Annotated in this window: 11 protein-coding genes; 9 read left to right on the plus strand and 2 right to left on the minus strand. The window is 62.6% G+C overall.

The genetic code is table 11. The features are described 5' to 3' along the window. Nucleotides 1-22: 22 nt before the first annotated feature. From GV818_RS04235 to GV818_RS04275, 9 genes are all read left to right on the plus strand, one after another. Nucleotides 23-1840, plus strand: coding sequence for a DUF2341 domain-containing protein (locus tag GV818_RS04235; RefSeq protein WP_161775859.1), 1818 nt, complete (start codon nucleotides 23-25; stop codon nucleotides 1838-1840). Between the two features lie 11 nt (nucleotides 1841-1851). After that, nucleotides 1852-2277, plus strand: a complete 426-nt coding sequence (locus GV818_RS04240) for an ExbD/TolR family protein (RefSeq protein WP_161755116.1) — start codon at nucleotides 1852-1854, stop codon at nucleotides 2275-2277. A gap of 3 nt (nucleotides 2278-2280) precedes the next feature. Beyond that, nucleotides 2281-2997 (plus strand): energy transducer TonB family protein, encoded by a 717-nt coding sequence (locus tag GV818_RS04245; protein ID WP_161775860.1) that lies wholly within the window; start codon nucleotides 2281-2283, stop codon nucleotides 2995-2997. Nucleotides 2998-3036: 39 nt separating this feature from the next. Then, nucleotides 3037-4740 carry a putative porin gene (locus tag GV818_RS04250; protein WP_161775861.1) on the plus strand — a complete coding sequence of 568 codons (1704 nt, stop codon included), beginning with the start codon at nucleotides 3037-3039 and terminating at the stop codon, nucleotides 4738-4740. Between the two features lie 19 nt (nucleotides 4741-4759). Further along, nucleotides 4760-5404 (plus strand): DNA repair protein, encoded by a 645-nt coding sequence (locus GV818_RS04255; RefSeq protein ID WP_161755110.1) that lies wholly within the window; start codon nucleotides 4760-4762, stop codon nucleotides 5402-5404. Nucleotides 5405-5427: 23 nt separating this feature from the next. Then, complete coding sequence (locus GV818_RS04260; RefSeq protein WP_161775862.1) at nucleotides 5428-5949, plus strand: YbjN domain-containing protein; 522 nt, start codon at nucleotides 5428-5430, stop codon at nucleotides 5947-5949. Continuing rightward, entirely contained in the window at nucleotides 5946-6902 is a 957-nt protein-coding gene (locus tag GV818_RS04265) for a peptidylprolyl isomerase (RefSeq protein WP_161775863.1), read from the plus strand. Before GV818_RS04260 ends, GV818_RS04265 begins: the two co-directional genes overlap by 4 nt. Nucleotides 6903-7029: 127 nt before the next feature. Next, nucleotides 7030-8007 (plus strand): LysR family transcriptional regulator, encoded by a 978-nt coding sequence (locus tag GV818_RS04270; protein ID WP_161755104.1) that lies wholly within the window; start codon nucleotides 7030-7032, stop codon nucleotides 8005-8007. 192 nt (nucleotides 8008-8199) lie between these two features. Then, a complete protein-coding gene (locus GV818_RS04275) occupies nucleotides 8200-8718 on the plus strand; it encodes a GNAT family N-acetyltransferase (RefSeq protein WP_161755290.1) in 519 nt (172 codons plus the stop codon). Nucleotides 8719-9061: 343 nt separating this feature from the next. On the opposite strand, the gene GV818_RS04280 is transcribed toward GV818_RS04275, so the two are convergent. Both GV818_RS04280 and GV818_RS04285 read right to left on the minus strand, forming a co-directional pair. After that, complete coding sequence (locus tag GV818_RS04280; RefSeq protein ID WP_256679412.1) at nucleotides 9062-9973, minus strand: tetratricopeptide repeat protein; 912 nt, start codon at nucleotides 9971-9973, stop codon at nucleotides 9062-9064. Beyond that, nucleotides 9954-12251 (minus strand): phospholipase D-like domain-containing protein, encoded by a 2298-nt coding sequence (locus GV818_RS04285; RefSeq protein ID WP_161775864.1) that lies wholly within the window; start codon nucleotides 12249-12251, stop codon nucleotides 9954-9956. The genes GV818_RS04280 and GV818_RS04285 overlap by 20 nt, the downstream gene beginning before the upstream one ends. Nucleotides 12252-12262: the final 11 nt, after the last annotated feature.

Here is a 12262-nt window from a genome sequence, read left to right on the forward strand (position 1 = left end):
CTTTTTTCGGAGAACCCTTCACATGCAACGCTTATTCCTGAGCCTGTTGATCTGCCTGGGCTTCGTGCTCCCGGCCACGGCCCATGCCTGGTGGCAGGACGACTGGCATTACCGCAAGCAGATCTCGGTGGACACCACCCCGCAAGGCGCGGCGATCAACGAAGCCCTGGGCCGCACCGCGCTGCTGGTGCGCCTGCACACCGGCAACTTCACCTTTGACGGGGTCAAGGACGACGGCGCCGACCTGCGCTTTGTCGCCGCCGATGACAAGACCGTGCTCAACCACCAGATCGAAAGCTTCGACCCGCTGATGGGCATGGCGCTGATCTGGGTCGATGTGCCCAAGGTCGAAGGCGGCCAGCGCCAGGACATCTGGATGTACTACGGCAACCAGAAGGCCCCGGGCACCAGCAATGGTCAAGTGACCTTTGACCCCGGCTACACCGCGATCTATCACTTCGACGGCAGCAACGGCACGCCGGCCAAGGACACCACCGCCTACGGCAACACTGCACAGAACGCCACCGGCGCGGCCATCGACGGGGTCATCGGCCGGGCCCTGCAGTTCAGCGGCCAGCCGCTGCTGCTGCCGGCCAGCCCGTCGTTGCAGCACAACGCCGGCGGCGCCTTCACCTTCAGCGCCTGGGTGCGCCTGGATCAGGCCAGCGGCGAGCAGCTGATCCTGGCCCGTCGTGAAGGCGCCGGCAGCCTGCTGCTGGGGATCAACCAGGGCATGCCGTTCGTTGAAGTGGACGGTCAGCGTGCGGCGTCGAGCCAACCGCTGAACCCGGGACAATGGCAGCACCTGGCCCTGAGCGGCGAGGGCAGCAAGCTGGCGCTGTACGTCAATGGCCGGGAAACCGCGACCCTGGCCCAGGCCATTCCTGGCTTCAATTCGGTGCTGGCCATCGGTGCCGACCTGCCGCCGGCGGCGGGGGCCGAGGCCAGCCCGTTCCTGCCGTTCACCGGGGCCCTGGATGAGCTGCGCCTGTCCAAGGTTGCACGTCCGGCGGCGTTGATCCTGGCGGATGCCAGCGCCCAGGGCGCGGAGTCGAAGCTGGTGGTCTACGGCGTCGATGAGGAGCAGTCGGGCTTCGGTTTCGGCAGCCTGGGCTTCCTGCTCAAGGCGGTGCCGGTGGACGCCTGGGTGATCATCCTGGTGCTGGTGGGGATGATGGTCCAGTCGTGGATCATCATGCTGCGCAAAAACCGCATGGTCAGCCGGGTCAGCGCTGCCAATCAGGTATTTCGCGAGCAGTTCGCCAAGGTCGGCACGCGCCTGGAAATGTTCGCTGACGATCAGGCCCTGGCCCAGCGCCTGGAGCATTCCTCGCTGTGGCGCCTGTACCAGGTGGCGGTCAAGGAGATCCGCACCCGCCGCGAACAGGGCGCCGATACCTCGTCGGTGTCGGCGGCGACCATCGAGGCCATCCGCTGCTCCATGGACGGCGTGCGCACCCGGGAAAACCAGCAGCTGAGCGCCAAGCTCTCGACCCTGTCCAACGCCATCGCCGGCGGCCCCTATATCGGCCTGCTGGGCACGGTGCTGGGGATCATGGTGGTGTTCCTTGGCACCGCCATGGCCGGTGACGTCAACATCAACGCCATCGCCCCGGGCATGGCCGCGGCCTTGCTGGCCACCGCCATGGGCCTGTTCGTCGCGATCCCGGCGCTGTTTGGCTACAACCGCCTGATTACCCGCAACAAGGAAGTGGGCGCCGACATGCGGGTGTTCGTCGATGAGTTCATCACGCGTCTGGCGGAGCTGCATGGCGAGAGCCAGCACAGCGAGGCCGCGCACTGGCGGGTGGCTCACAGCAACGCGTCGGTTCCGGCCTGAGGAGAACTGCCATGGCTTCTGTGAATGCGTCCCACGATGACGAAGACGACGCGGCCGTCGACAGCATCAACATTACGCCCCTGGTGGACGTGCTGATGGTGGTGCTGGTGATGTTCATCCTCACCGCCACTGCCCAGGTCTCGGGCATCCAGATCCACCTGCCCAAGGCCAGCGCCTCGGTGTCGTTGTCGGAGGCCAAGACCAAGGCGATTTCAGTCAACGACGGCGGCCAGGTGTTCCTCGATGCCTACCCGGTGACCCTCGGCGAGCTGGAGGAGCGCCTGCGTATCGAGAAGGCGCAGAACCCGGACTTCCCGGTCATCGTCCGCGGCGATGCCACGGTGCAGTACCAGAAGGTCATCGAAGTCCTCGACCTGTTGCGCCGCCTGGAGTTGTCCCAGGTTGGCCTGGTCACCGGCAAACCGAGCCAGGGCTGAGTCATGACCGCACAACAACCAATCCAGCTACCGCCGGTGCAGCGCAAGCCAGACCTCGTGCGCCTGTTGAAGTGGGGCGCCGGGCTGCTGCTCGGCGCCGTCGCCGCCTGGCTGCTGTGGCAGTGGGCCAATGACATGGCCGGGGTGCGCCGGGAAGCGCCGAAGGTGCCGACCATCATCCCGTTGCCGCCACTACCGCCTCCGCCACCACCGCCGCCGGAAAAACCCAAAGAACCGGAGCCGGTGGAAGAAAAGATCCCGGAACCCGAACCTACGCCGACTCCGGAGGAGGTCAAGCCCGAGGACGAGGCGCCGCCTTCGCCGGCGGATGACCTGGCCAACCCGATGCAGATCGATGGTGACGCGCAGTCTGGCAACGACGGCTTCAACGTCGGCGCCGGCAAGGGCGGCGGCATGGCCGGCGCCGGTGGTGGCGGCCTGGGCACTGGGACCTACAAGCAATACCTGGCCTCGATGTTCCAGAAGGCCCTGCGCGAAGACCCGGAGTTGCGCAAGAAAGCCTATGCGGTGCAGGCCGATCTGTGGCTCGGCGCCGAGGGCCAGGTGACCCGCGCCGAGCTGGTGAATTCCAGCGGCGATGCCCAGACCGATGAGCAGGTGCTGGCCGCGTTGCGCGCTACACCGCGCTTGAAGGAACGGGTCCCGGCTTCCCTGACCCTGCCAGTGCGCCTGTCCCTGAAGGGCCGGCGTCCGGATTGATCGAACCTCTTTTGCAGTTTCTACAGGAGTTGTGTGCAGATGATTTCCACCGTGAATCGATTGACCCTGGCGCTCGGCCTGGTCGCCCTGACCCTGGCCGGCTCGGCCGTGGCCGCTGCGGCCGCGCCCTCGGAGAACGCCACGATCAACCTGATCCGTCTGTTGGTGCAGCAGGGGGTATTGAAGCAGGAGCAGGCCGATGGCCTGATCGCCCAGGCCGAGAAGGAGGCCCAGCAGGCCCGTCAGACCAGTGCCGCCACCGCTGTGGCGGCCACCGGGCCCGCCGCAGCGCCGGGGGATGTGCGGGTGCAGTACGTGCCGGCCATCGTCCGTGACCAGATCCGCGACCAGGTCAAGGCCGAGGTCATGGCCACCGCCAAGCAGGAAAACTGGGCCCAGCCCAACACCTTCCCGGATTGGGTGTCGCGCATCAGCTTCGATGGCGATATCCGCCTGCGCAGCGAGTCGCGGTTCTTTTCCGACAACAACAACAACCAGATCACCGACTACGCCAAGCTCAATGACAGCGGGCCCTACGACGTCAACAAGAACACCAACAGCAAGCTGCCGCCGCTGCTCAACACCCGTGAGGACCGCGACAACCTGTTTCGCCTGCGGGCACGCCTGGGCATGAAGGCGATCATCGCTCCGGAATGGACCGCCGGCATCCGCATCGGCACCGGTTCGGACAACAACCCGGTGTCCACCACCCAGACCCTGGGTGGTGGTTTTGGCAAGAAGGACATCTGGCTCGACCAGGGCTACCTGACCTGGAAGGCCACCCCGGACTTGACCCTGACCGGCGGCCGTTTTGCCAACCCGTTCTATTCCACCGACATGATGTATTCCAACGACCTGAATTTCGACGGCGTGGCGGCGATCTTCAACCACAAGCTCAACAGCGACTGGGGCCTGTTCGGCACGCTCGGGGTGTTCCCGGTGGAGTACACCAACGACACCGCCAGCAGCAACGGCTGGGACAAGGAAGAGAGCGACACCAAGTGGCTGTTCGGCGGGCAGATCGGCGCCAACTGGAAGATCAACCGCAGCAACAGCCTCAAGGGCGCGGTGGCCTACTACCGCTTCGACGACATCGAGGGCCAGCGCTCCAGCCCTTGCTCGCCATGGGCCGGGGACCCGGGCTGCGACACCGACACCAGCCGTGTGGCGTTCATGCAAAAAGGCAACAGCGTGTTCCTGCTGCGCGACATCACCCCCAACCCGGCCACGCCGGGCCTGACCCCGCAGCCGCAGTTTGTCGGCCTGGCCTCGAAGTTCGACGTGCTCGACCTCAACCTGGCCTGGGACACCGAACTGCCGGATGACTTGAAGCTGCGCAGCCAGGGCAACTTCATCCATAACCTGGCCTACGACAAGGGCGAAATGCTCAAGCGCAGCGAGGGGCAGATCGTCAACAACATCAACCGCAATGGCCAGTTCGAAAGTGGCGGTAATGCGCTGCTGGTGCAGTTCACCCTGGGCAACGCGCTGGAGATGAAGAAGACCGGCGACTGGAACCTGCTGGCTGGCTACAAGTACATCCAGCCGGACGCCTTGCCGGACGGCTTCAACGACTCTTCGTTCCACCTCGGCGGGACCAACGCCAAAGGTTATTTCATCGGCGGCAACTACGGCATCGACAAGAACATCTACGCCAGCGCCCGTTACTTGAGCGCTTCAGAAGTCTATGGCGCGCCGTTCGAGGTCGACGTCATGCAGCTTGAACTCAACACGCGTTTCTAAAGCGCAGGGAGATGACGGTATGAACACCCGAGCGAGGGCAGGGGCCATCTGGTTGCTGGCCTGGGGCGTGCTGACTGCCGGCCAGGCCTCGGCCGAAGGCATGGAGGAGCGCCTGCGCACCCAGTTGCGCAGCACCACCCAGCAGTTGCAGGCGTTGCAGAGCGAACAGGCCCAGGCCAGCGCGGCACGGATTGCTGCGGAAAACTCGGCCAAGGACGCCCAGGCGCAGATCAAGCAACTGAGCGCCGAACTGGCCAAGACCCGGGGCGTGGCCGAGCAACTGGTGGGCCAGCAGCAGACGCTGCAAAGCCAGGCCCAGGCCCAGGCCGCCGCCAATGGTGAGCAACTGGGCAAGTTCAAGAAGGCCTACGACGAGTTGCTGGTGCTGGCCCGAGGCAAGGAAGCCGAGCGGGCCAAATTGCAGGTGCAATTGGCCGAACGTGACACACAAGTGCAGCAATGTGCAGTCAAGAATCAACAGATGTACGGCATCGCCAAGGAGATTCTCACGGCCTACGAAAAAATCGACGTGGCCGAGGTGGTGAAAATCCGCCAGCCGTTCGCCGGCAGCGCCCGGGTCAAGTTCGAGGAACTGGCCCAGGGCTTTGGCGATGACCTCTACCAGACCCAGTTTGACGCGCGCAGCGCAGCGCAAGCCCATTGATTGACCACAAGGAAGATTGCTTCATGACGCAGACCATCTTGATCGACAGCGTGACCATCGACAGCCTCACCGAGCTGCTGCAAGGCGCCGGTTACCGAGTCAACCAGACCGAGCAGAACGGCATCGTGCAATTGCTCAGCGCCAGCCAGGGCATCGGCTACGCGGTGCGTTTCGGTAACCCGACGGCCGAGCCGGGCCACTATGTGGACTTTACCTTCAGCTGCGCGCTGCGGGTCCAGGGCGAATTGCCCGGCGGTTTGGCGGAACTGTGGAACGCCTCGCGACGCTTTGCCCGGCTGTCGCTGCAGGGCGAGTTCCTGGTGATGGAGATGGACGTGGTGGTGGCCGGGGTGGGTGAGACTCACCTGCGCGGCAACCTGGAACTCTGGGACCGTTTGCTCCAGGAGTTCATCGTCTATCTGCGCGAATACAGCCAGCAGGCTGCGCAGTTGCGCGCCCAGGCCGAACAACCGCCGGAGCAGCAATCAGAGCTGCCACTCGACGCGGCCTCCGCCAGCCCCCGTGAAGAGGCGGCGACCCTGTGAAAAAGCCAACCCTGGTGGTCGGCGCCGGGGCCTTGGCGCTGCTCGGGCTGGCGGTGGGCTTGAGCCTGCGCCCGGGCAACGATCCGGTGGCGGCCCAGCAACCGGCGCTGGCGGTGTTGCCACAGAGCGTGGCCAGCGGCCCGGCGGTGGCCCGCCTGGGCACCCAGCAGGTGGCGGCCGAGGAGCTGAAGGCGCTGTTTGCCGGCTTGCCCGAAGCGTCCCGCGAGCAGTTGCGGGGCAATCGCCCGGCCCTGGAAGCCTGGATTCGTTCACGCCTGGCGCAAAAGGCGGTGCTGGAACAGGCCGATGCCCAGGGCTGGGGCCAGCGTCCTCAAGTGCAGCAGCAGACTCGCGATGCGACCGAGCAGATTGTCTTTCGCGACTACTTGCAGTCGGTCAGCCAGGTGCCGGCGGATTACCCCAGTGCTGCGGAACTGCAACAGGCCTATGACAGTGGCAAGTCGGCCTGGATGACCCCGCCGTTGTACCGGGTCAGCCAGATCTTCCTCGGTGTCGCTGATCCACAAGCCGCCGAGCAGGTGCGCCGGCAAGCCTTGGAACTGAGCCGCAGGGCCCAGGCGGCACCTGCAGAGTTCGCCGCCCTGGCCGCGCAATACTCCCAGGACCAGGACAGTGCCCAGCGCGGAGGGGATTCCGGCCTGCAACCGCTGCAGCAACTGGTGCCGGAAGTGCGCAACGCGGTCTCGCGACTCAAGGTCGGCGGGGTTTCGGAAGTGCTGCAGAGCGCAGCGGGTTTTCACATCCTCAAGCTCACGGCGCAACAACCGGCCCGGACCGCCAGCCTGGATGAGCTGCGTGATCGCTTGACCGAGGCCCTGCGCGCGCAACGCCAGGAGCAGATTGCCAAGGCTTACCTGGAAGGCATGCTCAACACCGCGACCCTGAGCATCGACGGCGCGATGCTCAACCAGGTCCTGGAGGAAAAACTCTAGCCGCGGCCGGCGCAGGCAGCCTTACGGGCTGCTTCGACGGCAAGCTAGCGCCTGCTGCGAAGGCAAACTTGCGCGGTTCACCGCCTGCAAGCCAAGGAAGCAACACCACCACGACAGGGAGTCACCCATGGCATTTCTCGAACCCGCTCCACTCCTAGTAGGCGCCGCCTACATCGCCCCCCAGGAACCCCGGGAAGCCTGGCTGACCCTGGCTGCCGGGATCGACCCGGAGGTTGCCCAGTATTTTCTGGTCAGCGCCCGCTGCGGCTGCTTCATGCAGGCGGCCCGCAGCCTGAACATCAAGGCCACGCTGTTGCGCAAGCAACTGGCGCTGTTGGAGGAGCACCTGCGGCGCTCACTGTTCTGCTATCAGGGGAATGCCTTGAGCCTGAGTCGCGAAGGCCTGCAGTTGCAGGCACAACTGATTGCCCTGGCCAACCAGCGGCGGTTGCCGGTGATCGAGCAACCCTTGATCCGCGTGGCCGTGGCGGAAACCATCCTCCACGACATCCTCGGCCGTGACTTGATCGCCCTGCTGCGGCGCAACGCCAGCGCCCGCCTGGAAATCATCTCCATCGACAGCGACCTGTCGTTGCAGGCCCTGAGTGCCGACCTGGTGTTGTGGCTGGCGGGGGAGGACTCGCCCGTGCCGGGCCCCAGTTTCGCCACGCGCGAGCCGGTGCCCCTGGCGCGCATCGACTATCTGCCGCACATCGCCAAGCGTTATTCCCGGGCCGCGGCGCGCCCCGACAGCCTCGACGACCTGACCGACTACATGCTGGTGCAGTGGCAGCATGACCGCCAGGTAGAGCCGTTCCGGCCGTGGAATGGGCTGGTGGAGCAGCGCCTGGCCGGGGTGGTGCACGTGCACTCCTATGAACTGATGCTGGAGATGATCCGTTGCAGCGCCTGCATCGGCCTGCTGCCGCGCTACATCAGCAGCTACGACCGTGGCCTGATTGCCTTGCCCGGGCTGTTCGCCGACAGCATGCAGCGCCGCGCCTGGCTGGCGGTGAACGCCCAGGTGCAACACGAAGCCGAAGTACAGCAACTGGCGGATCTGATCCTCAACACCTTCAGCGAACGCCAGGAGTGGTTTGTTTAAAGGAGGGGTTACGGTCAGCTCAAAGGAAGATAAGCCGACAGGGGGGTATGTGGACTCCGTGGTGTGACTCTCAAAAAGACCTTGATGCTGGTCATTGTTCGCCGAGTGGTGTCTGGCGGTCAGCCGCCTCGTCAGAACAGCTCCGAGGGCCTTACACTCAATGGCCACTTCGACTTCAAGGACGACCTCGCCATGCCCCATTCCTATCCGACCATCGTCATCGAACGTTTCAACGAAGCCCACCTCGACGGCGTGACGGCGCTGTACAGCGAGCCGAGCGTGGCGGCCCAGACCCTGCAGATGCCTTATCAGTCCCGTGAGCTCTGGCGCCAGCGTCTGGCGCAGCGTGTGGACAACGAGCGGCAGGTGTCCCTGGTGGCCTTGCACCAGGGGGCGGTGATCGGCAGCTGCAGCCTTGAACAATTCTCCCGGGTACGCCGTGCCCATTGCGCGGGCATCGGCATGGGAGTGTCGCCGGCCTGGCAGCGCCAGGGTATCGGCAGTCGCCTGCTGGCCGCAGTGCTGGAGGTGGCGGACAACTGGATGAACCTGCGCCGGGTGGAACTGACGGTGTATGCCGACAATCAGGCGGCCATCGGTTTGTACCAGAAGTTCGGTTTCGAGACCGAAGGCCAACTGCGTGATTACGCTATTCGTGGCGGCCAGTATGTCGATGTCCTGAGCATGGCTCGCTTGCGCACCATGCCCTGATCGACTCGCCCTGCAAGGGCCGCACAAGTGTCGCGGCCCCGCGCTTTTCGCCCTCTCTGCTTCGATGCACTGACCCGGGCAAATCGCTTCCCGGGCAGGCTATTTGCTCCTCCCATCAGGTCTGGACGGCATCGAGCAGACCGACTCGGGGAGCCCGCTGAATTCGAAAAGCAGGTTGATGTGCTCCCAGCCCAACGGCGACAGGTATTGACACAGGCCGGCAGCGTCCATCGCTGGCAGCGGATTGCACTCAAGGGTGGGTTCCTGCGTAAGCAGGCCTTGGACGTCTAAGGAGAACTACGACGGGGGAGATTCCCCCCGTCGTAGCTCGCAATGGCCGCCATTAAATTTCTGGCCGTCGATCAGGGTGTTCCGCATCGAAACCCTGCTTGGGGTGAGCAGGCAGTGGATGGTCGCTCATCAGGTTCGGGAAGCGTAATTGAGGATTCGCCTCAAATTGCCTCTCAAGATCCGAGTAAAACGCATGCAGTTTCTCATCGGGTAAATATCCAAAATCATACATGGGTATTGGTTGAGCCTCGAAGGCTCCAATGAGAGCGCGAAACCCTGTTGGGCTGCCTAATGAAGCGGCTCGTTGGTAGTAGAGCAGCGCACGCGGTTCATTCTGCTTGGCATTTTTATAAAACGAGGCAGTTTTTGATACGGCTTCGGCGTTTTCTTGAGCACCTGCACAGCGATAGTACTGTTCCGCCATGTCGTCATCCTGCCTATCCCGTGGCAGCGCAAACGCGAAATGGCGGCCCAACTGTACTTGTGCCATCGGGCTGCCCAATTGTGCCGCCTGGAACATATATGAACTGGCCATCCGGTCTGACTTCAGCACCCCGCGCCCCTGTTCAGCCACTACTGCCCAGTCGTAATACCCCAACGGCACCTTGAGTTTCACCATGCGCTCATAGAGGTCGAGCATCTTGCTGGTATCTTGCTCCACCCCCGGCTGGCCCGGCCAACCCGTGCGGTAGAGGCCCGCCAGGTTGTGCATGGCCTTCCAATGATCTTTGGCGATGGCTTTTTCATACAGTTCAAGGATGCTTTTCCAGTCTTTCACGCCGCGTGCTTTTTCCAAGGCGCGGGCCTGTTGAAACCACCGTTCTGCTTCGGCATCCAGCGGCGGGTTATGGTCTTTTTCGTAGGCACAGGTAAAGGTGGGATAAGCCATCGCTGGAGCTCCGCTCAACAAAACAGTAGTAATGAACCCAAAAGATAAAAACGCTTTAGTCAACGGCTTGCGCATAGGGTGTCTCCACGTCCCAAAAACGGGTTAGATGGGCTATAAGAGGAAGTTTTCGCCCCTTTTTTTCCCAATTCATATCCATTACATCATTCCAATGTTGGAAGTTTTTTGGCGCATCACAGCGCCACTGTTCATCATTGAATGACTGGTCTGCATGCAATTTCCATAGCTCGTCGCGCCACTGCAGGGCCAGATCCGGATCGGGCGCCGCTAGGCCCAACTCGGAATCCGTGTGCATGCTGCGTGTGTTGATGTTCGCTGAGCTGAGCAAGCTGAACACATCGTCCACGACCAGCAGCTTGGAGTGCACGTAGATGTCCCGGAAAAACGCCTGCCGTCCTTCGGGCAGCGTACTGCCCGGTTCTGGCGTGCACGCAGTGAGCGTCGCAATAACCACCTTGAGCCCCGGCAGCTCTTTAAGGGTGTAGGGTTTTTCCTGCTCCTGCTCCTGCTCCTGCTCCTGCTCCTGCTCCTGCTCCTGCTCCTGCTCCTGCTCCTGCTCCTGCTCCTGCTCCTGCTCCTGTTCCTCAGCGCCCGGCTGCGGTTGCCCAAGTTGAGGAATGTCCTCTGGTTTGAGGCCTCCCAGACGCCTCTCCGACTCTGGAGTGACGCCCTGTTGTTCCAGGCGGGCAATGTCGCTCTTCAGCGATTCAATCTGCTTGAGCTGATTGCGCTGCACACCGGGATCGGCACTCAGGTGTGTGTTCAGATAACCCAGGCGGCTACGTTTTTGCACCATCTCTTCCACCAGGGTGCGTTGCGCCTGAGGCATCAGTTGCTCCTGCCCCAGTTCCTGCAAGGCTGCGTAGGTCGTGCTAGAAAATTTGCCGCTGTTCGGGTTGTTGGTGACCACGAACAAATACAGGTCTTTGTCGCGGCCTTTGGCGCGATAAGCCGCCGCCAATTCACGTAACTGTTGAGCAAACGGGGCGTAGCGGAAATACTGATTTTCAATGTAGGCGTAGTTGCGCACGTTACCCAACGCGTTGTGATGCAGCTCGAGAATCGAGGTTTCTGCGCCTTCTTGCGGTTGCGTACGGCAAATCTGCGCGGTCACGGTGCCGGCCTCTTGAAAATGACTCGGCTTGATCGCCTGGCGCTGTTCCAGCAGGCCATCTTCAAACCATTTCTTGATCCAAAAGGTTTCCCGATCCCACGCCGTGCAAAAATTATGGTTCAGGTCATGCAATACCGGTCCTTGCACCCTCATGGACAGATCCTGCCAAGGGCCGAAGCCCGGACTGCGCTGCGCTGCAGCGTCGTCATACAGGTGGGCGCTGGTGTCCCAGTAGTTGCGGTGCATGTTGTGCCCCATGACGAAACCCACGGTGTTAGCGGTGTCTTCGTAGTCGACCATCACCATTTTCTGGTGATGACTGGCGAAGAAACTCAGCGCCATCATGTGCAGGAAATTGACGTCGGGCGCTTCGCCTTTGAGCAGGCGATAGAGTGTCGCCAGACGGCCCTTTTCTTTCTCCATCTGAGGTCCGCGCAGGATTGCATTGAGCGGAATTTCCGTGGAAAAGTCGCGGGTGCGGAACTCGACGTTCTGCATTCGCCCATCGTGCACGCGGCTGAACCATTCCCGGGTGTATTCCTGCTCGTCGGGGGAGTATTGGGGCGCGCCTGAACCCTTGATTATGTTGTAGCTATTTTGCTCGTTCAGTTGCTGTTCGATGTTGGCCAGAAGGCTCTCCAACTCGCGCTCGCGTGCGGGGCTAGGAGGCAGTGAGGTAAACCCCGCTCCGTCCACTCGCCCTTGAGCCGCTTGCCGTTTGGCCGCCTGCAGTTTGTCCAACTCATGCTGATAGTAGGTGCGTTGAGTTTCCAGAGCCTGACGATACTGGCGGTCGCTATTGGAAGCAGCGCTTCCACGGGTCACCCCCGAGCCCATGGCGGTGCCACCCGAGCCCATGAGTCCGTCACCGATCACGGTGTTTTCCATGAAGTTGGCCAGCGGATTTTTCCAGATCAAAACTCGCGTCTTGACGCCATGTCGACCTCTAACGTCAAGCATTTCCCCGATCCGGTCGCCGTCAGGCTTGAAACGCATTGCAGGGTCAAACCCCCAACTGATGATGTCGATGCTTTTGTTCGCCACGAGGATGGCGTCATACACTGCACCGAATGCCCGCTGGCCGTTGATCAGTGGCGTGATGTACATCCCGGTGCGCGGTGGATAGAGGGCTTTTTTGGCGTACCAGTCCATGCTCAAGGTCGCGCCATGATGTTCAGTGGGTGTGAGTTGAATTAATTGGTCGCTGTAGTCAGTGGTCATTCCATGGCTCC

Origin of the sequence: Pseudomonas sp. Fl4BN1 (assembly GCF_009908285.1) — a bacterium.
Classification (GTDB): Bacteria; Pseudomonadota; Gammaproteobacteria; order Pseudomonadales; family Pseudomonadaceae; genus Aquipseudomonas.